Origin of the sequence: Acinetobacter courvalinii (assembly GCF_014635545.1) — a bacterium.
GTDB lineage: Bacteria > Pseudomonadota > Gammaproteobacteria > Pseudomonadales > Moraxellaceae > Acinetobacter > Acinetobacter courvalinii.
The window spans coordinates 761,159-787,466 of record NZ_BMDA01000001.1; the positions used below are offsets into that span (position 1 = coordinate 761,159).

Annotated in this window: 22 protein-coding genes; 14 read left to right on the plus strand and 8 right to left on the minus strand. The window is 44.3% G+C overall.

All coding sequences use genetic code 11. The features are described 5' to 3' along the window. Positions 1-124: 124 nt before the first annotated feature. The 9 genes from IEV39_RS03320 (at position 125) to IEV39_RS03360 (ending at position 11,179) form a co-directional block, all read left to right on the plus strand. The gene (locus tag IEV39_RS03320) at positions 125-1,180 is read left to right on the plus strand and encodes a Rieske 2Fe-2S domain-containing protein (RefSeq protein ID WP_005286784.1); all 1,056 of its coding nucleotides are present in this window, start codon (positions 125-127) and stop codon (positions 1,178-1,180) included. A 137-nt stretch (positions 1,181-1,317) separates the two neighbouring features. Further along, complete coding sequence (gene hutC, locus IEV39_RS03325) at positions 1,318-2,070, plus strand: histidine utilization transcriptional repressor HutC (RefSeq protein ID WP_005231077.1); 753 nt, start codon at positions 1,318-1,320, stop codon at positions 2,068-2,070. Further along, a complete protein-coding gene (locus IEV39_RS03330; RefSeq protein ID WP_005286781.1) occupies positions 2,067-2,648 on the plus strand; it encodes a HutD/Ves family protein in 582 nt (193 codons plus the stop codon). Before hutC ends, IEV39_RS03330 begins: the two co-directional genes overlap by 4 nt. Before the next feature lie 238 nt (positions 2,649-2,886). Next, positions 2,887-4,563 carry a urocanate hydratase gene (gene hutU, locus IEV39_RS03335; protein ID WP_005231074.1) on the plus strand — a complete coding sequence of 559 codons (1,677 nt, stop codon included), beginning with the start codon at positions 2,887-2,889 and terminating at the stop codon, positions 4,561-4,563. A gap of 84 nt (positions 4,564-4,647) precedes the next feature. Next, positions 4,648-6,186 (plus strand): histidine ammonia-lyase, encoded by a 1,539-nt coding sequence (gene hutH, locus IEV39_RS03340; RefSeq protein WP_005231073.1) that lies wholly within the window; start codon positions 4,648-4,650, stop codon positions 6,184-6,186. A gap of 64 nt (positions 6,187-6,250) precedes the next feature. Continuing rightward, positions 6,251-7,663, plus strand: coding sequence for an L-histidine transporter HutT (locus tag IEV39_RS03345; RefSeq protein ID WP_005231071.1), 1,413 nt, complete (start codon positions 6,251-6,253; stop codon positions 7,661-7,663). Positions 7,664-7,715: 52 nt separating this feature from the next. Next, a complete protein-coding gene (gene hutI / locus IEV39_RS03350) occupies positions 7,716-8,921 on the plus strand; it encodes an imidazolonepropionase (RefSeq protein WP_005231070.1) in 1,206 nt (401 codons plus the stop codon). Positions 8,922-8,954: 33 nt separating this feature from the next. Continuing rightward, entirely contained in the window at positions 8,955-9,875 is a 921-nt protein-coding gene (gene hutG, locus IEV39_RS03355) for a formimidoylglutamase (protein ID WP_005286777.1), read from the plus strand. A 32-nt stretch (positions 9,876-9,907) separates the two neighbouring features. Then, a complete protein-coding gene (locus tag IEV39_RS03360) occupies positions 9,908-11,179 on the plus strand; it encodes a Glu/Leu/Phe/Val family dehydrogenase (RefSeq protein ID WP_005286774.1) in 1,272 nt (423 codons plus the stop codon). Between the two features lie 118 nt (positions 11,180-11,297). On the opposite strand, the gene IEV39_RS03365 is transcribed toward IEV39_RS03360, so the two are convergent. From IEV39_RS03365 to IEV39_RS03375, 3 genes are all read right to left on the minus strand, one after another. Next, a complete protein-coding gene (locus IEV39_RS03365) occupies positions 11,298-12,710 on the minus strand; it encodes an aminotransferase-like domain-containing protein (RefSeq protein ID WP_005286771.1) in 1,413 nt (470 codons plus the stop codon). 198 nt (positions 12,711-12,908) lie between these two features. After that, a complete protein-coding gene (gene cydB, locus IEV39_RS03370) occupies positions 12,909-13,913 on the minus strand; it encodes a cytochrome d ubiquinol oxidase subunit II (RefSeq protein WP_005286769.1) in 1,005 nt (334 codons plus the stop codon). Further along, a complete protein-coding gene (locus IEV39_RS03375) occupies positions 13,906-15,351 on the minus strand; it encodes a cytochrome ubiquinol oxidase subunit I (protein ID WP_005286766.1) in 1,446 nt (481 codons plus the stop codon). Before IEV39_RS03375 ends, cydB begins: the two co-directional genes overlap by 8 nt. Positions 15,352-15,710: 359 nt before the next feature. Between IEV39_RS03375 and IEV39_RS03380 the strand changes: the two genes are divergently transcribed. From IEV39_RS03380 to IEV39_RS03400, 5 genes are all read left to right on the plus strand, one after another. Next, positions 15,711-16,529 (plus strand): hypothetical protein, encoded by an 819-nt coding sequence (locus IEV39_RS03380; protein ID WP_005286762.1) that lies wholly within the window; start codon positions 15,711-15,713, stop codon positions 16,527-16,529. 43 nt (positions 16,530-16,572) lie between these two features. Beyond that, positions 16,573-16,746 carry a cbb3-type cytochrome oxidase assembly protein gene (locus IEV39_RS03385; protein ID WP_005286759.1) on the plus strand — a complete coding sequence of 58 codons (174 nt, stop codon included), beginning with the start codon at positions 16,573-16,575 and terminating at the stop codon, positions 16,744-16,746. A 217-nt stretch (positions 16,747-16,963) separates the two neighbouring features. Then, positions 16,964-19,372 carry an FdhF/YdeP family oxidoreductase gene (locus tag IEV39_RS03390; RefSeq protein WP_005286756.1) on the plus strand — a complete coding sequence of 803 codons (2,409 nt, stop codon included), beginning with the start codon at positions 16,964-16,966 and terminating at the stop codon, positions 19,370-19,372. Between the two features lie 25 nt (positions 19,373-19,397). Further along, on the plus strand, positions 19,398-20,186 hold the full coding sequence (fdhD, locus tag IEV39_RS03395; RefSeq protein WP_005286753.1) for a formate dehydrogenase accessory sulfurtransferase FdhD: 789 nt from the start codon (positions 19,398-19,400) through the stop codon (positions 20,184-20,186). A gap of 53 nt (positions 20,187-20,239) precedes the next feature. Beyond that, the gene (locus IEV39_RS03400) at positions 20,240-21,181 is read left to right on the plus strand and encodes a Dyp-type peroxidase (RefSeq protein ID WP_005286751.1); all 942 of its coding nucleotides are present in this window, start codon (positions 20,240-20,242) and stop codon (positions 21,179-21,181) included. A 44-nt stretch (positions 21,182-21,225) separates the two neighbouring features. On the opposite strand, the gene IEV39_RS03405 is transcribed toward IEV39_RS03400, so the two are convergent. From IEV39_RS03405 to IEV39_RS03425, 5 genes are all read right to left on the minus strand, one after another. After that, positions 21,226-21,621, minus strand: coding sequence for an acyl-CoA thioesterase (locus IEV39_RS03405; RefSeq protein ID WP_005286749.1), 396 nt, complete (start codon positions 21,619-21,621; stop codon positions 21,226-21,228). 78 nt (positions 21,622-21,699) lie between these two features. Then, positions 21,700-23,205, minus strand: a complete 1,506-nt coding sequence (locus IEV39_RS03410; RefSeq protein ID WP_005286741.1) for a flavin-containing monooxygenase — start codon at positions 23,203-23,205, stop codon at positions 21,700-21,702. Positions 23,206-23,262: 57 nt separating this feature from the next. Continuing rightward, positions 23,263-24,159, minus strand: coding sequence for an alpha/beta fold hydrolase (locus tag IEV39_RS03415; RefSeq protein WP_005286738.1), 897 nt, complete (start codon positions 24,157-24,159; stop codon positions 23,263-23,265). A 7-nt stretch (positions 24,160-24,166) separates the two neighbouring features. Continuing rightward, positions 24,167-25,114 (minus strand): metal-dependent hydrolase, encoded by a 948-nt coding sequence (locus IEV39_RS03420; protein ID WP_005286735.1) that lies wholly within the window; start codon positions 25,112-25,114, stop codon positions 24,167-24,169. Positions 25,115-25,137: 23 nt separating this feature from the next. Then, positions 25,138-26,178, minus strand: coding sequence for an NAD-dependent epimerase/dehydratase family protein (locus IEV39_RS03425; RefSeq protein ID WP_005286732.1), 1,041 nt, complete (start codon positions 26,176-26,178; stop codon positions 25,138-25,140). Positions 26,179-26,308 lie beyond the last annotated feature (130 nt).

A 26,308-nucleotide genomic window follows, 5' to 3' on the forward strand; every position in this document is an offset into this window, starting at 1 on the left:
AATTTTAGTGCCCAGTCTGTTCTAATTTTTAGAATGATGCATATAAATCATTCTAATAGACGGAAATATCGATCTATTCCACACTGCAAACAATAGAGAAAATACTCAAGAACGAGCACAGGATATGAACGCAATTCCATTCATCAATCTTCCCAACAAGCCATGCCATAGCCAATTTGATGATCAGGACTGGCAGATTCTTGCGCAGCATTGGTATCCCGTTGCACGTATCGAAGATGTGAGCAGTAAACCTCAGCAAGTCACCTTACTGGATATGAATCTAGCTTTGTATAAGACCGAAACAGGGCAGATTCATTTAGCTCGGGATATTTGCCCGCATCGCGGTGTGCCTTTGAGTAAAGGCTGGGTTGAAGGAGACACTTTGATTTGTCCTTATCATGGACTTCATTTTAATGAAGACGGCAAATGCTCTAAAATCCCAGCGCAACCTGATTTAACTCATATCTCAGAGCGCTTTTCTCTGACCAAGTTTCCTGTGGTTTTAAAATATGGATTGGTCTGGACTAGCATTTTGGGCAGAGATGAAAGTTTGGCGAATTTTCCTGTGTTAGACACATGGGAGAGTGAGACACATCAAGCCATTTTGCCGCCTTCTGTGGATATTGCAGGTTCAAGTGGTCGTCAACTGGAAGGCTTTATTGATGTGGCACACTTTGCTTGGGTGCATCATCAGGCCTTTGCCGATCGACATAATCCTGTGGTACCTAAATATTCGACTGAACGTACCGATTATGGTTTGCATACAAACTACATTAGTAATGTCAGCAATTATCCGCATGGCATACAGCATTTAGCACCTGATGATTTTTTATGGGAGCGGATCTTTGATGTTTATCCGCCATTTTCAGCAATGTTAACCATTCACTTTCCGAATGACGGGGTGCTCAAGATTTTAAATGCCTGTTGTCCCGTCTCACATAACAAGACTCGTTTATTTGTACCGTTAACCCGCAATTTTGATACCACGGGTGATTTACAGGCCGTGTATGATTTTAATGCACAGATTTTTGCGGAGGATCAGGAGATGGTGGAGGCACAAAAGCCAGAAGAATTACCTTTAGATATGAGTATGGAAGCACATTTTGAAGCAGACCGTTCTTCGGCCATGTATCGCCGTATCTTGGCTGAATGGGGTTTAAGCAAACGATATACGGTGTAGGGCGCAATCAATTTGGTGGTTCAAACGGTGATTTGGGTACTATTTCGTCTAAATTGTTTATTTGTATAGGCTTGTATATACAATTTGCCTTAATTCAATATACAATGACTTAGAATATTTAGTATGAGTTTTAGCCAATGTCAAGAGCGACAAAGCAAAACGATTTAGATTTGTCCTTAGAAGAAGATAGTCCGGTTCCTTTGTATCTTCGTGTGAAACAAATGATTTCACAAAAGATTTATGAGGGAAGCTGGACTGTTAATAAAAAGATTCCTTCAGAAAGTGAATTGGTCAATTTACTAGGCTGTAGTCGCATGACGGTGAATCGGGCTTTACGCGAGCTCACCAGTGAAGGTTTATTGGTGCGTATTCAGGGTGTCGGTTCTTTTGTTGCAGAAGGACAAGGGCGTACCGCTTTATTTCATGTCAATAATATTGCCGAAGAAATTATTGCCCGAAACCACAAACATCATGCTGAAGTCTTGGTGCTGGAACAGATTCAGGCCAATGCCGAACAAAGTATGCTGATGCAGATTCGGGAAGGGCAAAAGCTCTTTCACTCGATCATCGTGCATTATGAAAATGATGTACCTGTTCAGATCGAAGATCGTCTGGTCGATCCGATGTTGATTCCAGATTACTTGGCACAAGACTTTAAAAGCATTACACCCAATGCGTATTTAATGTCGAAAGCGCCGGTGACGGAAGGTGAGCATGTGGTCACCGCAATTTTAGCTTCAGCACAAGAGTGCAAATGGCTAAAAATTAATAAGACCGAACCTTGTCTGTTGATTCGTCGTCGTACCTGGTCGAATAAACAGCTGATTTCCAGTGCCCGATTGATTTATCCGGGTAGTCGTTATTATCTGGAAGGTAAATTTACCCAATGATTCAACACTTAGACATAGCTGATTATCAGCAGATGCTATGGAAAAACGGGGCGGGTTATACCATTGAACTTGCCCGAAGTGACGGTGACAGTCTGGATACGTTTGATTGGCGTATTTCCATGGCAGATGTCAAAACTTCGGGTGATTTTTCCCTATTTAAGGGCATGCAGCGTATCCTCACGGTACTGGAAGGTGCTGGCATCGTATTGAATATTGAAGATGATTCTGAACATCTGAAAACTTTACAATCTGCGCAATTTAGTGGCGATCGAAAGACCAGCTGTGAACTGATTGATGGACCAATTCGGGACTTTAATCTGATCTATAATCCTGAAAAATGGCGTTCTCGCTACCAATGGCTGTTTGAGTCAGCAAGCACTGAGATGTTCAGTTCAGCCGATCTGATTTTTATTTTTAATCAGAGTCCAGAACCCTTGGAAATTGAAGTTGATCAGCAGGTTTTTCATTTGGCACACCAGCAAAGCCTTAAGATTGAGCAGCAAAAAACATTAAAAAAATTGCTTATAAAGTCACAGTTTTTAAAGCAGACCTGTCTCATTGAGCTCACAAAAATCTAATTTTTAGACTTTTTAAAAAACACATATGACCACAGGTTGTATGTGTTTTTTATTGTCAATCAAAAAATAAATCTATTTATTTCATTAGTTTGTAATTTATTTTCATAAAAGAATTGAAAAGCATCTTTTCAATATAAAAGTTTTGTGTAGTATATGGATGTATATACAAGTTAATACATTGCTATACAGTAAAAGCAGATTAATTTGCTGGTTCAAACTCAATGGAAGGAGTCCGATTGTGACAACAACGACAACAAAATTTCGTGATGTAGAAATTCGCGCACCGCGTGGTACACAGCTCAATGCCAAAAGCTGGTTAACAGAAGCGCCACTGCGTATGTTGATGAATAACCTAGATCCTGATGTCGCAGAAAATCCAAAAGAACTGGTGGTTTACGGTGGTATCGGTCGTGCTGCACGTAACTGGGAATGTTTCGACAAGATTGTTGAAACGTTAAAGAATTTAGAAACAGATGAAACTTTATTGGTTCAATCCGGTAAGCCGGTAGGCGTATTTAAAACCCATAAAGATGCGCCACGTGTTTTGATTGCCAACTCGAATCTGGTGCCACATTGGGGGAACTGGGAACATTTCAATGAACTGGATGCGAAAGGTTTGGCAATGTATGGCCAGATGACAGCAGGTTCTTGGATTTATATTGGTAGCCAAGGCATTGTACAAGGCACTTATGAAACCTTTGTCGAAGCAGGTCGTCAGCATTATAACGGTGACTTGAAAGGTCGCTGGGTATTAACGGCTGGTTTAGGCGGTATGGGCGGTGCACAACCTTTAGCTGCAACACTTGCAGGTGCATGTTCACTTAATATCGAATGCCAACAAACTAGTATCGATTTCCGTTTACGTACCCGTTATGTCGATGAGCAAGCCACTGATTTAGATGATGCTTTGGCGCGTATTGAAAAATATACCAAAGAAGGTAAGGCAGTTTCGATTGCACTGCATGGCAATGCTGCTGAAATTTTACCTGAATTGGTTCGTCGTGGTGTGCATCCAGATATGGTGACTGACCAAACCAGCGCCCATGATCCATTGAATGGTTATTTGCCAATTGGCTGGACATGGGAAGAATACCGTCAGCGTGCTAAAACTGAGCCAGAAGTGGTGGTGAAAGCGGCTAAACAATCGATGGCGCAACATGTTCAAGCCATGCTGGACTTCCAGAAAATGGGTGTGCCAACCTTTGACTACGGCAACAACATCCGTCAAATGGCACAAGATGAAGGCGTAGAAAATGCCTTTGATTTCCCGGGCTTCGTTCCTGCCTATATCCGTCCATTGTTCTGCCGTGGTATTGGTCCGTTCCGTTGGGCTGCGCTGTCAGGTGACCCGGAAGATATCTATAAGACAGATGCCAAAGTAAAAGAGTTAATTCCAGATGATGAACATTTACATCGCTGGTTAGATATGGCGCGTGAACGTATTAGCTTCCAAGGTTTGCCTGCACGTATTTGCTGGGTGGGCTTAGGCTTACGTGCAAAACTGGGCTTGGCATTTAATGAAATGGTGCGTAGTGGTGAGTTGTCAGCACCAATCGTGATTGGTCGTGACCATCTGGATTCAGGTTCAGTGTCTAGTCCGAACCGTGAAACTGAATCAATGAAAGATGGTTCTGATGCCGTATCGGACTGGCCATTATTGAATGCCTTGCTCAACACAGCAGGTGGTGCGACCTGGGTGTCATTGCACCACGGTGGTGGTGTAGGTATGGGCTTCTCGCAACACTCAGGTGTGGTGATTGTGTGTGATGGGACAGATGAAGCAGCAGCACGTATTGCACGTGTACTGACCAATGACCCTGCAACAGGGGTGATGCGTCATGCCGATGCGGGTTATGACATCGCAATTGACTGTGCTAAAGAGCAAGGCTTGAACTTGCCGATGATCACGCAATAAACAGACAAGGACATTACGATGCTTTTTGCAATTGTGTAAACAGCATCGTAAGCGAACAATAGAGTGCAAAACAGGACGCCAATAATGGAACTTCTAATTCAACCCGGCAAACTTAGCTTAGCAGATCTGCGCCACGCTTATTTAAACCCAATCAAAGTGAAACTCGATGACAGCGCTTCTGCTGGCATTAATGCAAGTGTTGCTTGTGTCGAAAAAATCGTGAATGAAGGCCGTACTGCCTACGGGATCAATACCGGTTTTGGTTTACTTGCATCAACCAAAATTGCACCAGAAGACCTTGAACAGTTACAACGCTCATTGGTACTGTCACACGCTGCTGGCGTAGGTGAGCCACTTGATGATGCGATGGTACGTCTGATTATGTTGCTTAAAGCAAATAGCTTGGCACGTGGTTTTTCTGGGATTCGCCGTAAAGTGATTGATGCGATTTTGGCTTTAATCAATGCTGAAGTTTATCCGCATATTCCACTCAAAGGTTCTGTTGGTGCTTCAGGTGACTTGGCACCACTGGCACATATGTCTCTGGTGTTATTAGGCGAAAGTAAAGCACGCTATAAAGGTGAATGGTTGCCGGCAGTTGAAGCACTTAAAATTGCAGGACTAGAGCCAATTTCTTTAGCGGCGAAAGAAGGTTTGGCACTGTTAAACGGTACACAAGTTTCAACCGCTTATGCTTTACGTGGTCTGTTTGAAGCAGAAGATTTATTTGCTGCGGCAACAGTGTGCGGTGGTTTAAGCGTTGAAGCCATGCTGGGTTCGCGTGCGCCATTCGATGCACGTATTCATGAAGTGCGTGGTCAACGTGGTCAAATTGATGTGGCTGCGGCTTATCGTGACTTGTTGACTGAATCAAGTGAAATTTCTCATTCACATGAAGATTGCAGCAAGGTTCAAGATCCGTACTCACTACGTTGCCAACCACAGGTGATGGGGGCGTGTTTAACCCAGATCCGTCAAGCAGCCGAAGTACTGGAAATCGAAGCAAATGCGGTATCGGATAACCCATTGGTCTTTGCTGCTGAAGGCGATGTGATTTCGGGTGGTAACTTCCATGCGGAACCTGTTGCCATGGCAGCGGATAATCTGGCATTGGCGATTGCAGAAATCGGTTCATTGTCTGAACGTCGTATTTCGATGATGATGGACCGTCACATGTCACAGTTGCCGCCGTTCCTGGTTGCCAATGGTGGAGTCAATTCTGGCTTCATGATTGCTCAAGTAACAGCCGCTGCGTTAGCAAGTGACAATAAAGCACTTGCACATCCTGCCAGTGTTGATAGTTTACCGACTTCTGCAAATCAGGAAGACCATGTTTCCATGGCGCCGAATGCTGGGAAACGCTTGTGGTATATGGCTGACAACGTTCGCGGCATCCTTGCAGTTGAATGGCTAGGTGCATGTCAGGGTCTTGATTTCCGTGAAGGATTGAAGAGTTCTCCAAAACTTGAGCGTGCGCGTAAAGTGTTGCGTGATCAAGTGCCTTACTACAGTGAAGATCGTTTCTTTGCGCCAGATATCGAGCAGGCAAGTGAATTGCTCGCGAGTGGTTGCCTGAACGAATTACTCATTCCGAAGCTATTACCGAGTTTGTCTGAAGTGTGATCAATAAATCGGTCACATGGAGTGGCCGAATCTAACTAAATTTCCTCAAGGATTGGAGATTATAATGTCACAGCACTCCACATTACAGCGGGGGCTAAACACCCGCCATATTCGTTTTTTGGCATTGGGTTCAGCCATTGGGACAGGACTCTTTTACGGTTCGGCCACTGCCATCAAAATGGCAGGCCCGTCCGTATTACTCGCATATATTGTTGCAGGGATTGCAATTTATATCGTGATGCGCGCACTCGGTGAAATGGCGGTACATAACCCGGTATCAGGTTCATTCAGTCATTATGCTTCTCAATATATTGGCCCGCTTGCAGGTTTTACCACCGGCTGGACCTACGTTTTCGAAATGATCATCGTTGCACTTGCCGATGTGACAGCATTCGGAATCTATATGGGATTCTGGTATCCCGATGTGCCACGCTGGATCTGGATTTTGTCACTGATCATGTTCTTGGGTGCAATCAACCTGATTCATGTCAAGGTCTTTGGCGAGCTTGAGTTCTGGCTCTCCATCGTCAAAGTCACTGCCATTGTGGCCATGATTGTTGGTGGTTTGGGGCTAATGTTCTACGGTTTCCATGCGGACCACAGTGGCTTTACCACAGGCATTCAAAATCTATGGATTCATGAAGGCTTTATGCCAAATGGTATTGCAGGTTTGGTTGCCTGTTTATCTGTGGTGGTATTTGCTTTTGGCGGGATTGAAATTATCGGGATCACTGCTGGTGAATCGCAAGATCCAAAAACTTCGATTCCAAAAGCGATTAATGCCGTGCCGGTACGTATCCTGTTGTTCTATGTCCTAACGATTTTTGTATTGATGTCGATTTTCCCGTGGAACCAGATTGGTAGTCAGGGCAGTCCATTCGTACAGATTTTTGAAAATCTGGGCATTGGATCAGCAGCAACCGTTCTGAATATTGTGGTCATTACAGCGGCTGTATCTGCCATCAATAGTGATGTGTTTGGTGCAGGACGTATGCTGTACGGAATGTCAAACCGTGGACAAGCGCCAAAAGTATTCCAGAAAATTTCGAAAAACGGTGTGCCTTGGATGACCGTGGTGGTGATGGCAGGCGTGTTATTAATTGGTGTTTTGCTGAACTATCTGATTCCTGAAAATGTCTTCATCATTATTGCTTCAATCGCGACTTTTGCAACCGTTTGGGTCTGGCTGATGATTCTACTTTCTCAGGTTGCGATGCGTCGTAAATTATCGAAAGAAGAAATCAAGGCACTGGATTTCCCAGTCATTGGCTGGCCGTATGCCCCTGCATTTGCAATTGCGTTCATGCTGTTTATTTTAGCCATGATGGGGTATTTCCCGGACTCACGACCTGCAATTTATGTCGGTGCAACCTGGTTAGTTCTACTCTGGATTGCGTATAGCATCTGGGTGAAGCCGAAGAAAGATACGGTAAAAGAAAGCGCAAGCTTGCAACAAAATATCGAAATGGAAAGCTAAAGATCAAACTGCTCAGGTACTTATCCTACCTGAGCAGTGAGAGGAAATGTGAATGAAAAAGCTTTGGAAAAACTGTCATATTGCCACCATGCAAAATGGGCAATATTCCAGTATCGAACATGCTGCAATGGTCACTTCGGGGCAGCACATCCACTGGATTGGAACCTTTGACGATGTTCCTGCCGATGCTTATTCCGAAACTATTGATTTGAATGGCGCGTGGGTGACTCCCGGCTTAATTGATTGTCATACCCATAGTGTATTTGGCGGCAACCGTAGTGTTGAGTTTGAAAAACGCTTACAAGGTGTCAGTTATGCCGAGATCGCGGCGAGTGGTGGTGGAATTGCCAGTACGGTTCGTGCCACGCGTGAAGCAAGTGAACAACAGTTGCTTGCATCAGCACTGAAGCGCGTTCGTTGCCTGCTCAAAGATGGGGTCACCACCATTGAGATTAAATCAGGTTACGGTCTGGATTACGCCAACGAACGCAAAATGCTGCGTGTGATTCGTCAGATTGCAGAAACTCTGCCGATGACGGTTCGCAGTACTTGCCTGGCAGCGCATGCTTTGCCGCCTGAATATCAGGATCAAAGCGATGCGTATATTGAGCATATCTGTAATGACATGCTGCCAAAATTGCATCAGGAAGGTCTGGTTGATGCAGTCGATGCCTTTTGTGAATATCTGGCATTTTCTCCTGCTCAGGTTGAGCGTGTTTTTAAAACAGCCCAGTCTTTAAATTTGCCAATCAAGCTGCATGCAGAACAGCTTTCTTCGCTCGGTGGCTCAAGTTTGGCCGCGCGTTATCAGGCTTTGTCGGCAGATCATCTGGAATTTATGACAGAAGAGGATGTGAAAGCCATGGCTGCTGCGGGGACGGTTGCAGTGTTATTGCCAGGCGCATTTTATTTCTTGAGAGAAACCCAGTATCCGCCGTTGCAGAGTTTGCAGCAACATGGTGTGCGGATTGCCTTGTCCAGTGATTTAAATCCGGGTACATCGCCAGCTTTATCTTTGCGTTTAATGATGAATATGGGCAGTACCTTATTCCGTTTAACCCCTGAACAGACTTTAGCTGCGGTAACGCTTCATGCAGCACATGCATTGGGTTTGCAAGACACGCATGGCAGTCTGGAGCAGGGCAAAGTGGCAGATTTTGTTGCCTGGGACATCGAGCATCCTTCAGAAATCGTTTACTGGTTAGGGGGCGATTTGCCAAAACGCATCATTCAGCATGGCAATGAAATTTCGATCTAAGCCTAGGCTTATTTTTAAAACGTGGTATTGATAATGAATCACTCATTTAAATGGCAAGGACGACACGATGGTGACGGTGAAGCACATTTACGTCTCCATCAGGTGGTCAATACGCAGCAGCACGCGTCATTCGCTTTGATCGGTTTTAGTTCCGATGAAGGGGTGAAACGCAATAAAGGCCGTTTAGGTGCAGCCGATGCCCCGGATATGATTCGGGCACAATTGGCAAACTTGCCTGTCCATCAAGCGGTGACAATTGCAGATCTGGGCACAGTGCTATGTGACAATGGCAAACTGGAACAGGCACAGGCTGAACTGGCCGATCAGGTAGAACGTAGTCTAAAACAGGGCATGAAACCGATTGTTTTAGGCGGTGGTCATGAAGTGGCTTTTGGTAGCTTTTCAGGTCTGTTTCAATACCTGCAAAATCATGAGCCGGATAAGAAAATCGGTATCATCAATTTTGATGCACATTTTGACTTGCGTGAAGCGGAACATGTCACCTCAGGTACGCCTTTTCTAAATGCAGCAAGACTGTCTGAACAGCATCAGCAAGAATTTCATTATCTGTGTATCGGGGTGGCAAAACACTCAAATACTCGAGTCCTTTTTGAAACGGCAGATCGACTAAATTGCAGTTATATCTACGACTTTGAATTACAACCGAAAAACGTTGAAATTTTACTCGAAAAAATCGATGCTTTTATCGGAAAAGTTGACTATTTGTATATTACAGTTGATCTTGATGTATTTAGTGCTAGCATTGCTCCAGGTGTAAGTGCACCTGCGGTAAAAGGAATTGATTTATCAGTCTTTGACCCATTACTAGAGGCCATTAAGGAAACCGGAAAGATTAAAGTTTTTGATGTGGCGGAATGTAATCCACGGTTTGATTTGGACAGTAGAACTGCCAAATTAGCCGCTTATATAATTTTTAACTACATATTTGATTGATGGATCATGTGAATTCATCAAAAGGTTAAAACATGTCTAATTTATCTTATGTCTCTCAAAATGACGGTCCATGGGCAACCTATCTTGAACAGATCGAGCGTGTTGCTCCATATCTAGAAGGTCTAGAAGGTTATGTGGATACATTAAAGCGCCCAAAACGTGCTTTGATCGTTGACGTGCCAATTGTTATGGACGATGGCACTATCCGTCATTTTGAAGGTTATCGTGTACAACACAACTTGTCACGTGGTCCGGGTAAAGGCGGTATTCGCTATCACCCAGATGTAGATTTAAATGAAGTAATGGCTCTTTCAGCATGGATGACAATTAAGACTGCGGTGGTGAATTTACCATTCGGCGGTGCAAAAGGTGGTATCCGTGTCGATCCGCGTCAGCTTTCTCCACGTGAATTAGAACGCTTAACACGCCGTTATACCAGTGAAATCAGCCATATTATTGGCCCACAAAAAGATATTCCTGCACCTGACGTAGGGACGAATCCAAACGTGATGGGCTGGATCATGGATACCTATTCATCTGGTCAAGGTCATACGGTAACAGGTGTGGTAACGGGTAAACCGGTTCACCTAGGCGGTTCGCTGGGTCGTATCAAGGCAACAGGCCGTGGTGTATTTATCACAGGTCAGCAAGTTGCTGAAAAAATCAAATTACCTTTAGAAGGCGCTAAAATTGCGGTTCAAGGTTTTGGTAACGTGGGTAGTGAAGCTGCATATCTATTCGGTGATTCAAAATCTAAAATCGTGACCATTCAGGATCATACCGGTACGATTTATAATCCTGAAGGGATTGATCTAGCTGCATTAAAAACCTACATGGAAACTCATCAAGGTGTGGGTGGTTTTGAAGGTGCTCAGGTCATCAGCGATGAAGAGTTCTGGACAGTAGACATGGATATCCTGATCCCTGCTGCTTTAGAAAGCCAGATCACGGTTGAACGTGCGAAAAACTTATCGGCAAAACTGGTTCTTGAAGGTGCGAACGGCCCGACTTATCCAGAAGCAGATGATATCCTGGTTGAACGTGGTATCACGGTTGTTCCTGACGTAATCTGTAATGCGGGTGGTGTAACCGTATCTTACTTCGAATGGGTTCAGGATATGTCGAGCTACTTCTGGTCTGAAGAAGAAATTAACGAAAGACTCGACAAGCTAATGATTCAAGCCATTAACGATGTATGGCATAAATCAAGCGAAAAAGAATGTACTTTACGTACAGCGGCCTTTATCTTGGGTTGTGAGCGTATCTTAAAAGCACGTAAAGAGCGTGGTATCTTCCCAGGCTAATTGAGCTGTGCTTTTGAAACGACCTTAAGACGCATGTTTTAAGGTCGTTTTTTTATTTCTATGGAACTGGAAAAGATTTTCATAATTTATTATTCAAAAATGCTTTCCCGAAATTTAATTAGATGAGTACTTCTTTTTGAATGGCATTGATAAATTGCACGACAGCATGTTCAATCTGTTCCGTCCATTCAAAAGAGCAGTTCATACGGATAAAATGTTGATGTGAAGGCAATACATTAAATAAAGGACTGGGAGCAACGCCGACCTGTTGCTGGATCAATTGTTCATAGATTTTCATACTGCTGACTTTATCGGGCAATTGAATCCAGAGAAAATAGCCACTCGGATAATTATAGACCTTACAGCCTTTAGGTAAATGCTGCTTGAGATATTGAAAGAACTGCTTTTTATTCTTCTCCAAAGCACGTCTGAGCGTTCTGAGGTGCTTTTCATAATGATGGTGAGAGAGAAACTCAACCAGTGCATTCTGGATCAGCGCATTGGCTGAAATGGTGCTCATTAACTGTAGATGCTGAATATGCTCGGAAAATTTGCCTGCATAAACCCAGCCCATACGGAAACCTGAACCTAGGGTTTTGGAAAAAGAAGAGCAGTGCAGCACCAGATTTTGCTGGTCAAAATACTTCATCGGCAAAGGTTTTTGATTGCCATAAAACAGTTCTTCATAGACATCATCTTCGATTAAATGGATTTGATGCTCATGCAATAGTTTGGCAATCTTATATTTAATTTCCTCGCTGACCGTAAATCCGATCGGGTTATGTGCATTGAGCATAAACCAACACACTTTAATCGGATAATTTTTAATGACCTGTTCAAAAGCTTCTATATCAAAGCCATGTTGCGGATGCTCAGGAATGGTGATCACCTTGAGTCCTAAACGCTCTGCAGCCTGCCAGGCTCCATAAAAAATGGTTTGCTGCAACAAAATATAATCGCCTGGTTGCGTAATCGCTTGCAGCGAAAGATTCAGGGCTTCCAAGCCGCCAGATGTAATCACAATGTCATCTGCATCCGTGGGGATGCCTTGCATGCAATAGCGTTGCGCGATCAGTTTTCTGAGCGCTAAATTGCCCGGTGGCAGATTGGTGGTTTGATCATAACTCTGCCGATTACGGGAAAGTTGCCCCATGATCTGAATCAGTTTGGGGGGATAGAGCAACTGACTGTCTGGAAAAGCAGAGCCTAATGGACTGATATGTTTGGATTGAATTGATTTAAGATATTTAAATACCAGCGAGTTAATTTCAATCTTCGGATTTAAAGACACCACTGAATAGGCTTGCGGAATCTGGATATGATTGTGCTCAGCGACAAAATACCCTGATTTTTCTTTGGAATAAATCAGGCCTTGTGCTTCTAGTTCCTGATACGCATTCATGACAGTAATGAGACTAAAGCCTGAGCGCTGGACCTGTTCACGTAAAGATGGCAGTTTGGTATGAGGCTTCCATGTCCCGTTTTCAATGAGAAGTTTCAGGTTATGCGCTAACTGTTCTGATTTATACATAAAATAGGGCTGATCCGAATAAACAGAGCAGCCTTGTTAAAAAAGCTGCTCCATTCCTAGTTCTAATAAGCAAACATCAATAGTAGTCTAAATAGACCAGCAATTATGGCGAGTGCAAAAAATCCAAGTAACCATAAGATTATAAACCATTGCGTTGAACTTAAATGCTGAGATTTTATTTTCATGCAACCTTCCTCCTTAGTGATAACCTGCATCACCGACACGGACCTTATCTCTAAACACCCAGTAGGAAAGGATGGTATAGGCAATGATGATCGGAATAAGAATCACCGCACCGACCAGTGCAAATTTCTGACTCGAAGCAGGGGCTGCTGCCTCCCAGATCGTAACCGATGGCGGAATAATATGCGGCCATAAACTAATGACAAAACCGGTGAAGGCCAAAAACACCAGTGCCAGGGTGTAGATAAATGGCTTAAGATCCTGACGCTTTTGACAGGCTTTTAAAATTAAGGCAGTAAAGAGCAACACCAAAACCGGTACAGGACTAAAATACAGCAGATTTGGCAAGGCAAACCAACGTGCTGCAATTTCAGGGTGAGTCAGCGGGGTATAAAGACTGACCCCGGCAAACACTACAAATAACAGGATGATCAGCTTCGGCATTAACCGATACATCTGGTCCTGTAATTCGTGATCTGTTTTCATAATCAGCCAGCCACAACCCAGTGCTGCATACATGGCCACCACACCCAGTCCGGTAAACAGTGCGAAAGGGGTTAGCCAGTCCAGACCCGAGCCTGAGAAAATCCCGTTGGTCGTCTGGATTCCCTGAATATATGCTCCGAGAATCACGCCCTGAAAGAAGCTGGACAAGACCGAGCCCCAGATAAAGGCCAGATCCCATAAATGCTTGGTACGATTGGCCTTAAAGCGGAATTCAAAGGCGACACCACGGAAAATTAATGCAATCACCATCAAGGTAATTGGCATATACAGGGCAGAAAGCACGGTGGAATAGACCAGTGGAAAAGCAGCAAATAAGCCTGCACCACCAAGCACCATCCAGGTTTCATTGCCATCCCAGACCGGCGCGACAGTATTCATCATCACATCGCGCTCTTCACGGTTTTTAATAAAGGGGAACAGGATGCCAATGCCGAGATCAAAACCGTCCAGCACCACATAGATCAGTACGCCCAGACCAATAATACCGACCCAGATCAGAGATAAATCAATCATGGCGTTTCTCCTTACTTTGATCTTGCCCGTCAATACTTTCATCAACAGCACTCAGTGGGCGCATCGGTGTTTTGAAATGTCCCGGACCTGCGGGTTCATGTTCAATGGCATCAATAAATTCAGGACCTTTTTTCAGCAGTTTCAGCATATAGTAAATACCGCTACCAAAAACGATGGTATAGACCCCGACAAAAATAATCAGACTGATGCCGACCTGATCGGCGGTAACGGTCTGCGACAGACCATCTTTGGTCCGCATCACGCCATAAATCACCCAGGGCTGGCGTCCGACTTCAGTGGTGACCCAGCCTGCAAGCAGGGCGATATAACCTGCCGGTCCCATGACGAAAGCAAATTTGTGAAACCATGAAGTGCCATACAGTTTGCCGGTTTTACGCAGCCATAAAGCAACCAGTGAAAGCAGTACCATCAGCATGCCCAGACCGACCATGACGCGGAAACTCCAGAACACAATGGTGGCATTGGGACGGTCTTCAGCTGCAAAGTCTTTTAAACCTGTGACTTTTCCATCCAGCGAGTGGGTCAGGATCAGGCTGCCGAGGTGTGGAATTCCGATTTCATACAGATTTTCCTCTTTGTCCATGTCTGGAATGGCGAAAAGCAAGAGTGGCATGGATTCGTTATGGTTGGTTTCCCAGTGTCCTTCAATGGCTGCCAGTTTGGCGGGCTGGTGCTTTAAGGTATTTAAACCATGATTGTCACCAATCACCACTTGCAGACATGAAGTGACTAGAACCATCCACAGACCCATTGAAAATGATTTTTTGACCAGTTCATCGCGACGGCCTTTAATTAAATGCCATGCGGCAGTACCCACCACGAGAAGTGACGAGACTAAAAATGCCGCCGCCGCCATATGCGCCAAGCGATAAGGGAAGGATGGATTGAAAACAATCGCCCACCAGTCGGTAGGAATCACGATCCCGTTTTCAATGCTAAATCCTTGCGGGGTTTGCATCCAGCTATTGGAGGACAGGATCCAGAACATGGAAATACAGGTGCCGATGGCAACCATCAAGGTGGCAAAAAAGTGTGCCTTGGGACTGACCCTTCCCCAACCGAACAGCATGATGCCGAGGAAGCCCGCTTCGAGGAAGAAAGCACTCAGTACTTCATAGGTCAGTAAGGGGCCGGTTACGCTCCCTGCGATTCGGGAAAATTCACTCCAGTTGGTTCCGAACTGATAGCTCATCACCACACCGGAAACCACGCCCATACCGAAGGCAACTGCAAAGATCTTGATCCAGAACTTGAACAGATCCTTATAAATCGGGTTTTGGGTACGAAGCCATTTCCACTCCAGCATGGCCAGAAAACAGGCCAGACCAATCGAGGTGGCAGGAAAGATAATGTGAAATGAAACAGTAAAGGCGAACTGTATTCGGGCTAATTCTAAGGCAGTAAAACCGAGATCCATATATCCTCTCCTATAACAGACGAGTAAAGCAGTCGCTAGGAAAATGTGAAAGAACGGACTTAAACGACTGAAAATACATAGAACCTTATGACTGTTCTAGTTGGATTTAAAAGCCTTTTAAGTTTTATTCATCATCCCGTGTTCTGCTGTATATGAGTAGGTACAATTTCTTCTTGTTTTTTTATAACAGATAAGCTTGAGCTAAGTAATCTGTTATATTTTTTTAGCAAAATTCTGTAGCTATTCAGTATCAAGATGCTCATTCAAAATAGCATACACAACGATACAGTGTGTTAAATAATGATCAAGCATTGTAAGTCGTTTATCTGACCTTACTTCGGACTGAATGGCGTTTAATTATGTTTATAACCCCAGAGCTTAATGCATTGCCCCAGCTTTTTCAGGGCAAGGCACCATCGCAATCAGTACAAGAACAGTTACAACTTGAATATGTCAATCTTGAAGCAACCTTGTTAAGAGGCAAGGTGCTTAGAGATTTTTCTAAAGAAAAAGTCACCTACATTGCCCAGGCCCCCATTGCAGAAAATGAGGGTCATCTGGCTTATGTGTTTGCGCCATTTATTATTGCCAATCTAAATCAGCCAGTGATTTATACCACGCCCATCACCGCTGCTGTATTGACCGTTTTAAATCAATATTATCAGGCAGAGAAAAGTATTCATCTCAAGATCGAAGAGGTGCTTGATAGCTTAAAACTTTATATAGAGCTGGTGCATGATCCGAAAAATGAGCAGGATTTTCTTTTTCGGAGTTTGGTGAAAGCCCTGTGCAGAACAGATATTTCCCATATTTTTCTGGTGACTCATCTGCCGATCGATATGCATCAGCTCAAAATATTGCAAGATTATCTACAGGTCAGAATTACGGTGATTGAGAGCGATCAGGATGTACCTCAAGTGAATCATGACATGATCAATATGCGCCAACTGTTGTTTAAGAATAAAGATGAATTCCATAAAGGAATTTGTACCTTATTTTCCAGTCTGAATGCCGGATTGGTGGCAAATATTGGCCAGTTCACCGAACAGCAGGCTGCGCATCTGATTGAAGATATGTTTTATTCCGAACATATTTTCGAGAAGTTGTCGGTCTATGCTGAATATATGCAGACCCGGATTCAAAATGGTGCCAGTTTTAAAGTTTTGTCCACGATATAAACAAGGTTAAACATTTCTTAATCTTTGAACAGGAGCAGACCTCATGTCGCAACAGCAATCCAAATTTCCCTATTTAGCAGTGGGTATCAGTATTTTGCTCGGCTGTTTATTTCTGGTGTTTTTCTTTCTGGCAGTCAGTAATCAACCCGATTATATGCCGTCGCAGCAAAAGGATAATACCACTGAAGCACAGCAACTCAGTTCAGCCAATAAGTAATTTGCTCAACCCAATACATACCTGAGTTCAATCTTGATCCATCTTAGAGGCAAGCCAGCGGTGCCAATACCTTTTTGTTTAATTCGTTGTCTAGCAGGATAGCACTGGCCAGTCTCACGATCAGAGAATAAGACAAATCTGGAATAGAAAAATCAGCAGATTCATGTTACTTACTAGAGCAGTAAGAAATGAAAATAGCTCAGCTGAGGGCGATGTAATGGATCATTCAGAACAAACAATTCATAAACAAGAAAATAATGGCTACGCGAGAATTGAGCCATATACCCAGCCCGCTGGCGGATGGGGCGCATTATTGAGTGTGGCACGCAATCTCAAACGTCAGGATATCCTTAAAAAAGGTTCGATTACTTTACTCAATATCAATCAGCCGACCGGTTTTGACTGTCCCGGTTGTGCATGGCCAGAGAAAAAAGATGCCCATGCCTTTAACTTTTGCGAGAACGGTGCCAAAGCCGTTGCTTTTGAAGCCACCAGTAAAACGGTGACACCAGAGTTTTTTGCCCAGCATACGGTCAGCTGGTTAGCCGAGCAGAGTGATTTTTATCTTGAAGACTTAGGGCGTTTAACCGACCCGATGCGCTACGATCCTGTTACGGATAAATATGTGCCGATTTCTTGGGATGATGCATTTCAGCTGATTACCAAACATTTACAAGCCTTAGACCATCCTGATCAGGCGGCATTCTATACCTCGGGACGAGCCAGTAATGAAGCGGCTTTTTTATATCAGCTGTTCGTCAGAAGCTTTGGTACCAATAACTTTCCAGACTGTTCCAATATGTGTCATGAAACCACCAGTGTGGGCTTGAAAGATGCCATTGGCTTAGGTAAAGGAACGGTTATTCTGGATGACTTTGATCAGGCAGATGCCATCTTTAGTTTTGGGCATAACCCCGGCACTAATCATCCGCGGATGCTGGCCACCCTGAGAGAGGTCTCAAGACGCGGGGGTAACATCGTTGCGATTAATCCGATTAAAGAACGTGGTTTGGAGCGCTTTCAAGATCCGCAAGCTCCTTTGGAAATGATGACCAATGGCAGTACCCCGATCAGCCGCTATTACTTCCAGCCCAAAATTGGCGGTGATTACGCGCTGATGTTCGGGGTGATGAAGCATTTACTGGAATGGGATAAACAAGCTCTTGCCAAAGGACAGCATAGCGTTTTCGACCGCAGTTTTATCGAAATGAATACCATCGGCTTCGATGAGATGCTGGCGGAAATTGACCGGACTGAATGGCCAGAAATTCACAAGCACACCGGACTTTCACCTGAACATTTACAATCCATTGCCCAGATGTATCTCGATGCAAAAACGGCTATTTTCTGTTGGGGTATGGGGATTACCCAGCATCGTCACGGCACTGCCAATATTCATATGCTGGCGAATCTGATGCTGGCACGCGGCCATATCGGACGACCGGGTTCGGGGCTATGTCCAGTGCGTGGGCATAGTAATGTGCAGGGCGACCGTACCATGGGTATCAATGAAAACCCAAGTGATAAGCTACTCGACAGTATTGATCGTGTATTTGGTATCAAGTCACCGCGTAAACATGGTTTTGGCGTGGTCGATACCATCAAGGCAATGTATGAAGGTGATGTCAAAGTCTTTATTGGTTTGGGGGGTAACTTTGCGGTCGCAACACCAGATACACCTTATACCCAAGAAGCTTTATGCCGTTGTAATTTAACCGTCAACATTACCACCAAGCTGAATCGTAGCCATCTGGTGTGTGGTCAGGACGCCCTGATGTTGCCATGTCTGGGGCGTACCGAAGTGGATATGCAGGTGCATGGAGCTCAAGCGATTTCGGTAGAAGATTCAATGTCGAACGTACATCTTTCGGCAGGGCGTAATCCACCGATCTCTGAAAATATCTTGTCTGAACCCGATATCGTGGCGCGTATGGCGGAAGCCGCGTTACCCGACAGTAAGGTGAAATGGCGCTGGTATATTGAAAGTTATGACCGTATTCGTGATTCGATTGCCGAGGTATTTGACGAATTCCATGATTTTAACCAGCGGGTTTATCAACCGAGTGGTTTCCATTTAGAGCATCCAGCCAATCAGCATGTCTGGAACACGCCAAGTGGCAAAGCACAGTTCTTGATTACACCATTGTCCGAGGTGTATGAAGATAAAGAAAATCAGTATGCCGCCGCCTATAGTGAGCAACAGGTGTATACCTTGATGACCACACGTTCGCATGACCAGTACAATACCACTTTATATGGTCTGGATGACCGTTATCGGGGCGTATTCGGGCAACGCCGTGTGCTGTTTATGAATCAGGCGGATATTGATGCAGCAGGCTTTGTAGCTGATCAATGGGTTGATATCGAAAGCGTCTTCTCGGATGGGGTTAAACGGATTGTCCATAGTTTCCGCATCGTACCTTATAACATTCCGCAAGGTAGTCTGGCCGCCTATTATCCAGAGACCAATCCGCTGGTGGCTTTGGGCAGTCATGATAAATATGCCAAAATTCCAGCATCAAAAAGTATCCCTGTAATCCTGCATGCAGGTCAGGCGCCTGAGCATTTTAACTTAGCGGTTGCAGTTGATCCTGAACACGCCAATGAGCGCGTCGGTGGCGTTTAGTTGCACTGAAGTTAAGAGGTCAATTGTGGATACAAAAACACGCGGCTATGAAACGGTGCCAGTGCATCGTTTCCATCAGGATCATTCTGAAAATGAAATGGATTATATTGTTCAGGAGTATCCTGTAGCACTGATTTATAATGGCATCTCTCATGCCGTGATGATGGCAACGCCATCAGACCTAGAGGTATTTGCCAAGGGGTTTAGTCTCTCGGAAGGGATATTGCACAGTCTAAACGAGTTGTATTCTCTTGAGCTTCGTCATACGGCATTAGGGGTTGAGATTGATATGACGATTTCTTCTCGTGCATTTATGGCGTTTAAGGAACATCGCCGAATGATGGTGGGTCGGACTGGCTGTGGTTTATGCGGGATAGAGAGCTTAAAGCAATTTTATGTTGACCTGCCATTGGTGAGCAGCAAGGTTTCGCCCTTGTGGCTCAAGCAAATTCCAAATGCCATTGCTCAATTGAAAGCCCGACAAAAAATTACTGAACTCACTGGTGGCGCGCATGCTGCCGCGTGGGTGGTTCAGGGGAAAATCGTGGCGCTCTTTGAAGATGTCGGCAGGCATAATGCCTTGGATAAACTACTTGGTCATTTGGCAGAGCAAAAGCTGAATGTTGCCGAGGGCTTTGTGGTGATGACCAGTCGTGCCAGTTATGAACTGATTCGCAAATGTGCACAATACAATATTGCCTTATTGGCGACCATTTCTGCGCCAACCAGTATGGCGATTGAAATGGCCAAGCAATTAAACCTTAGTTTGGCCAGTTTTTGTCGGGGTGAGAGCTTTGTGTTATATACAGAATAAATCTAAAAAAATGTGTAGGATATGAGCATTAAGTTTTTTTATTCCCAAATATTATGAATATACCTTTAAGACCTCAGCCTGTGATCAATAATCTTTCAGGTGAAAATGCTTTATTTATCGTACTTGGCATCAATACTAATCCTGATCATTCAGGGATTATCGATTTTCTCGCTAATTTTTCTGCATTGGTACGTAGTCTGACCAATCGTTTTCCGAATAGTAATTTCAGTGCTTCGGTGGGAGTTGGCTCAAATGCCTGGGATTTGCTGTTCCCTGATTTAAATAAACCGAAAGAGCTGGCACCATTTCAAGAGATCAAAGGGCCAAGACATACCGCGGTAGCGACAACAGGCGATTTATTCTTTCATATCCGTGCCAACCAGATGGCGATTTGCTATGAACTTGCCTCAATTTTGCATGAGCAATTAAAACAAGATACCTATCCAATTAGTGAAACCAAAGGGTTTAGATATTTTGATGGTCGTGCCATTCTTGGTTTTGTCGATGGGACAGAAAATCCTGAACATGAAATTGCCAAAGAGATTGCCTATGTCGGCCAAGAAGATGCCGAGTTCCTGGGTGGCAGTTATGTATTTATCCAAAAATACCTGCATAACATGGAGATGTGGAAGGGACTAAGCACTGAAGAACAGGAAAAAGTCATTGGACGCAAGAAATATGATGATGTCGAGCTGGGTGATGATGTGAAACCGCAAAGTGCACATAATGTGGCGAGTAAGGCACATGATGCTGACGGCAATGAACTTAAAATCTTAAGAGCCAATATGCCATTTTCCAATCCAACTGAAGGGGAATATGGCACCTTCTTTATTGGCTATTCCCGTTCTTTTAATATCACCAAAACCATGCTTGAGAATATGTTCTTGGGTAAAGAAACCGGACATGTCGACCGCTTACTAGATTTCAGTACACCTGTTTCAGGCAGCTTATTTTTTGTGCCGACCTTTGATTTTCTCGAAGATTTAGGCGAATAAGTTGAATCCGCTGAAATAAATCAGCTTATTTCAGCGGGAAATTTTTATTGGCTGATCAGATATTGTTGTAACTGTTCACGGAATTGATCGGGAATACGCCCTGATTTTTGTGTGCTGAAATCAAAATACACCTGAACAGCCTTGCCACGGGCAACGCAATGATCATTTTGCCAAGCTTCATGGGCGACTACGAATGAAGAATTACCGATATGTTCAATCCATGTTTTGATTTCGATGTCAGCACCGTAATAGATCTGGGCAACAAAATCGACTTCAACACGCGCCAGAATCAAAGGCAGATTTTTGATTTCCATACCCGGATTAAACAGACGGAAAACGGGTTCGCGTGCGGTTTCAAACCAGCCTGTGATCACGGTATTGTTGATATGCCCGAAAGCATCGGTTTCATAGAATCTTGGGGTAATCGAAAGTGTGAACATAGTGAAGTAATTATTTTCTCATTTAAACCCATCTACTATAAAGGCTGATGCTTGCATACGTCAGCCCTGATAACAGACTTAGGCGACTACTTTAATCACTTTACTTTCGATACGGTAGTCCTTCAGATTCACATGGTGCAGTTTGTGTTTAATCACAAAACCAAATTCAGGCCAGATGATATGATTACGACCGGCGTCATCTAAATAATAGCTCTTACAGATATCAGCTCTGACTGGCATTTTCGCCAGACGTTTATCGATGCGGGCATTAAATTGTTTTTGCACGGCTTCTTTCACTTCAATGTAGTCGATACGTCGTTGTTGCATGAGTTTAATGGCTTTGGAAATATAGATGGATTGTTGTTCTGCCGTCCACATCACTGAGCCGACTGTATTTTGCGAATTAGGACCGAGCATCATAAACATATTCGGAAAACCATAAATCGACATCCCCATATAGGCGCGTGGTTGACGTTGCCATGTATCACTCAGGCTGCGACCTTCAACCCCTTTAATTATTTTATAAATCGCAGGCTCAGCGACCGCATAACCTGTACCAAAAATAATCGCATCTACCTGAATTTCTTTGCCATCTTCACCGACAACACCACGCTCAGTGATATGTGAAAGGCCTTGGAACAGCACAGATACATTGGGTTTCACCAGCGCGGCATACCAGTTATTGGAAAACATCGGGCGTTTGCATCCCAAGGTATGTGTAGGAGTAACTGCCTGGCGCATTTCAGGGTCTTTGATACTCAGATTGATATTGAGTTTACCCAGAGCTTGCAGCTTTTCCATGATCTTGATGTTCATAAATACAGGAAGTGAGGGCTCTAAACTCCACAAGGCGCCTTCACGAATGATTTTCTCTAACAATGGTGCTTTTTTGAAAACCGTTTTCACAATATTTGGTACAGCAAAATCAGGTTTAGGTAGTACCCAAGATGGGGTACGTTGAAAACTGTATAAATGCCCAACTTTTGGCTGAATTGCAGGTAAGAATTGAATTGCTGATGCACCGCTACCGATCACGGCAACACGTTTACCGGTTAAATCGTACTCATGGTTCCATTTGCCGGAATGGAACATGGTGCCTTTGAATTGCTCTTGTCCAGGAAAGCTGGGCATTTTGGCTTCGCCAATGAAGCCTGTAGCAGGAACAAAAAATTTCGCACTGTAGCTTTTACCATCCGCTGTGCTGATTATCCAGCGATTCAGTACGCTATCCCATTGAGCCTCGATTACTTCAGTACCAAGCCGAATCTGGGGAACAATATTAAACTGATGTGCCACATCTTCTAAATATTGGCGAATTTCAGCCTGCGGGGCGTATGTACGTGACCAATTAGGATTAGGTGCAAAGCCCAGCGAATACATTTCACTTGGAACATCACAAAACAGGCCTGGGTAATCATTCAGTGCCCATGTACCGCCAATACGGTTGGCCATATCCACAATCACGACATTGTGAATGCCTTGCTCCTTTAACTTTATACAGGTACTCAGTCCAGAGGGTCCTGCACCAATAATCAATACATCAACCAGTTGGGTGGGTTTGGATGGTTTAACTGCTTTATTCATTGGAAAATCCTGGTATGAAATAGATATATACCTAAACAAAAAGGTTCAAATTAGTATTTAGACGGCGGTCTGTTGAAAATGCTCAAGCAGTAACTCAGCAACACGCTGCGGTTGCTCTGCCTGTAAGAAATGCCCACAATTGGGTAAATAAATACTGCGTAAGCCTTGAGGAAAATGTCTGGATTGGGCCAAAGCTCGATGTAATGGAATACTCATGCAGCCATCATCCAATCCAGCCAAAGCCAATGTGGGAAGCTGGATTGGGCGGAGTAAATCTCGGTTGGCCTTTAAGTTGATAGAATGATGAACTGCAAATAAGCTACGGTAGTAGCGCGTGGCTGCCCATGCGATTTGCGGCTGGCTAAAAGCCTCACGCGTGGCTGCAAAATCTGCTTGTGTAAATTGCCATGTGGGTGACCATTTTTTCCAGATTTTCGCAACAAATTCAGCCTGATTTTGCGAGAGCAAGGTTTTGGCAAAATGCGATTGCATCAGCAACATATAAGAAGATAAATAGAGTTGCTTTGGAAAATATTTTAAATTGGTCAAAATATTCTGCATGGCAGGAATCGGAGGAACGGCCAGCAAGCTCACACTATACAGCGAGGCCGTATATTGACTGGCATAGCACATGGCGATGGCTGCTCCCCAGTCATGTCCCACCAGATGAAATTTTTGAACACCGAGCATTTCTAACCAAGCTTTTAAGTCAGCAGTTGCAGAGGCCAAGCCATAGTGAGCATTGCTGCTTACCGAATCGAGTGTATAACCCCGTAACCAAGGGACGAGAACCTGATAGCCTGCATCGACCAGAATCGGGTAAAGCTTGTCCCAGCAATGCGGTGTATCTGGAAAGCCATGTAGCAACACCACTAGAGGATGAGCAGGATGACCATACAGATTGGCCTGCAAGCTTAATCGGTCACGTTGCAGAATGAGTTGATCACTTTTCATAACGGCCTCAGCGATTCATTTTGGCTGCGAGTGCTTGAGCATAGGCTTCGGCAACTTGTTGGGCAGCAGGGGAATTCGCGATATAAGCCAGCGCCTTTTTCACATCACCATCATGTTCCGGATGATAGTTAAATTTACTCCAGCCTTTCAGTGCGGTCAGAATCATCACTAGATCGGGGAGGCTTTTTTTCTGCTTTGCGGTTTGCTGAAACGCCCAAATCAACGCCAATGGATTCTTGCGGGAAATTCGTTTTGCTTCAGGGGTATTGTCCAACTTACACAGATACACAGATGCACCTAACCAGAACCCGACCATTGCAATAAAGGCGAAGCTCATACTGAGTTGGCGACCTAAATAGCCTTTGAGATGATCACCAGCCAGTGCACGATAAGCATCATAACCAACAGTACGATGTTCAACTTCTTCGGCACCATGCCAACGTACAATATCCAGCATCGCAGGGTCGGCATGTTCGAGACCTTCGGCATCTAGCACCCAAGTGCCGAAGAAGCAAAAATAATGTTCCAAACCGGCAATGATGCCCATACGAAAGGCAAGCCACTGTTTCGAATAGCGTTTAAAAGGTCCATAAATTCCAAACGGGGTATCGCCCATAAAACCATCTTTAAACATCCACTCTAAAAAATGTTTAAAAGGTGTCGGGTCGATACCATGGGTCTGGAAATAAATTTCAGCGCCCTTGTGTGCATTGGCATGGGCTGCTTCCTGAGCAATAAATCCACGGATATCGGCTTTCAGATTTTTGTCGTTGACATAAGGCAAGGTTTTATTGGCAAGACGACAGAACCAGTGCTCAACAGCAGGCAATAACACATGCATGCTGTTGAGTACATGAGTCGCCAATACATCATTGGGAACCCAATGGCGAGGTGTTTGGGAAAAATCAAAATGTACTTTACGGGCAATAATCTGATGATCAATAAACTTATTCATCGTTCGACTCCTGTCTGTTTGGCTCAGATTGAAATCGCTTCAATTTTTTTGATTAAGCTGCGGGACTGGATATAACCATTGGCCGCAAACCATTGCAGTGAATCTCGGACAGCAATCTCGACGGGCGTTTGTGGTAAACCCAATTGCTGTACCGCTTTGGCGCAATTAAAAGAGGTGCCTAATTGCCCGATTTTTGCTGCTGATGGTGTGACCAAAGGTGCTTTGTGGGTAATATGCTGGGTCACCCATAACGCGGCATGTCCTGCTAGTTGGGAGGAAACACCTTCAATCAGGTTGGGAATGGTTATCACCGGTCGCCAAATGCCCAATAAATGATGAACAGTTTTCGCCATGGCAACACCATCCAGATCTCTATTTCCCAGAATATAGGTTTCACCTGCTATGCCTTTTTCTGCAGCAAGCACATGGCCTTTGGCAACATCTCTGACATCAATCATATTGTTGATCGCAGCTGGCACAGCGAGCGCTGGCATCTGGGCAATTGTTAACAGTAATTTTCCTGTTGGCGTTGGCGCGATATCTTGGGGACCAATTGGGCCTGTTGGACAAACGATCACCACATCTAGACCGCCTGCTGCAAACTGTAAGGCGATTTGGTGTGCTTCAAATTTGGTCAATACATAAGCATCACCTGTTGCACCTAAAGCAAAAGGGCTTTGTTCTGTGGCCTGAATGCCTTTGGGTTGGCCTGCAAAACATGCACCTGTGCTGGTATAAACCACCCGTTTAATCCCGGCTTTTTTCGCGGCATTGAGCACAATACGCGTGCCTTCTACATTGACCTTGCGCATCAACTCTGGTTTTGGCAGCCATAAGGCGTAGATCGCAGCGGTATGAAAGACTAAATCACAGCCTTCAACAGCTTTATCCATTTTGATTGGGTCGGTAATATCACCTGCAATCAGTTCAACATCCAGACCTTCAAGATTACTTAGTTTTTCCTGAGGCAGATGTAATACTCGAACTTCATAATTTTCATTGAGCAGTGTTCGTACAATATGCGAACCAATAAAACCAGCACCACCGGTAACCAGAGCTTTCATATCTCACCAACTTCCTTCAATTAGTATCCAGAATCGAGCTGGATAAAAATGCGACAATTTTGTTGTTGGTACTATGCCGAATCACCGATATGTGTCATAGTTCTTGAAATGACAGTTTTGACCATTTTAC

Bases quoted from the DNA above. Each gene is read 5' to 3' on its own strand.
- IEV39_RS03345 (WP_005231071.1), top strand. From the start codon at position 6,251: ATGTCACAGCACTCCACATTACAGCGGGGGCTAAACACCCGCCATATT.
- IEV39_RS03415 (WP_005286738.1), bottom strand. From the start codon at position 24,159: ATGAAAAGTGATCAACTCATTCTGCAACGTGACCGATTAAGCTTGCAG.
- IEV39_RS03390 (WP_005286756.1), top strand. From the start codon at position 16,964: ATGGATCATTCAGAACAAACAATTCATAAACAAGAAAATAATGGCTAC.
- hutG (WP_005286777.1), top strand. From the start codon at position 8,955: ATGAATCACTCATTTAAATGGCAAGGACGACACGATGGTGACGGTGAA.
- IEV39_RS03365 (WP_005286771.1), bottom strand. From the start codon at position 12,710: ATGTATAAATCAGAACAGTTAGCGCATAACCTGAAACTTCTCATTGAA.
- IEV39_RS03400 (WP_005286751.1), top strand. From the start codon at position 20,240: ATGAATATACCTTTAAGACCTCAGCCTGTGATCAATAATCTTTCAGGT.
- cydB (WP_005286769.1), bottom strand. From the start codon at position 13,913: ATGATTGATTTATCTCTGATCTGGGTCGGTATTATTGGTCTGGGCGTA.
- IEV39_RS03330 (WP_005286781.1), top strand. From the start codon at position 2,067: ATGATTCAACACTTAGACATAGCTGATTATCAGCAGATGCTATGGAAA.
- IEV39_RS03425 (WP_005286732.1), bottom strand. From the start codon at position 26,178: ATGAAAGCTCTGGTTACCGGTGGTGCTGGTTTTATTGGTTCGCATATT.
- hutI (WP_005231070.1), top strand. From the start codon at position 7,716: ATGAAAAAGCTTTGGAAAAACTGTCATATTGCCACCATGCAAAATGGG.
- IEV39_RS03375 (WP_005286766.1), bottom strand. From the start codon at position 15,351: ATGGATCTCGGTTTTACTGCCTTAGAATTAGCCCGAATACAGTTCGCC.
- IEV39_RS03385 (WP_005286759.1), top strand. From the start codon at position 16,573: ATGTCGCAACAGCAATCCAAATTTCCCTATTTAGCAGTGGGTATCAGT.
- IEV39_RS03405 (WP_005286749.1), bottom strand. From the start codon at position 21,621: ATGTTCACACTTTCGATTACCCCAAGATTCTATGAAACCGATGCTTTC.
- IEV39_RS03410 (WP_005286741.1), bottom strand. From the start codon at position 23,205: ATGAATAAAGCAGTTAAACCATCCAAACCCACCCAACTGGTTGATGTA.
- hutH (WP_005231073.1), top strand. From the start codon at position 4,648: ATGGAACTTCTAATTCAACCCGGCAAACTTAGCTTAGCAGATCTGCGC.
- hutC (WP_005231077.1), top strand. From the start codon at position 1,318: ATGTCAAGAGCGACAAAGCAAAACGATTTAGATTTGTCCTTAGAAGAA.
- IEV39_RS03360 (WP_005286774.1), top strand. From the start codon at position 9,908: ATGTCTAATTTATCTTATGTCTCTCAAAATGACGGTCCATGGGCAACC.
- IEV39_RS03380 (WP_005286762.1), top strand. From the start codon at position 15,711: ATGTTTATAACCCCAGAGCTTAATGCATTGCCCCAGCTTTTTCAGGGC.
- IEV39_RS03320 (WP_005286784.1), top strand. From the start codon at position 125: ATGAACGCAATTCCATTCATCAATCTTCCCAACAAGCCATGCCATAGC.
- IEV39_RS03420 (WP_005286735.1), bottom strand. From the start codon at position 25,114: ATGAATAAGTTTATTGATCATCAGATTATTGCCCGTAAAGTACATTTT.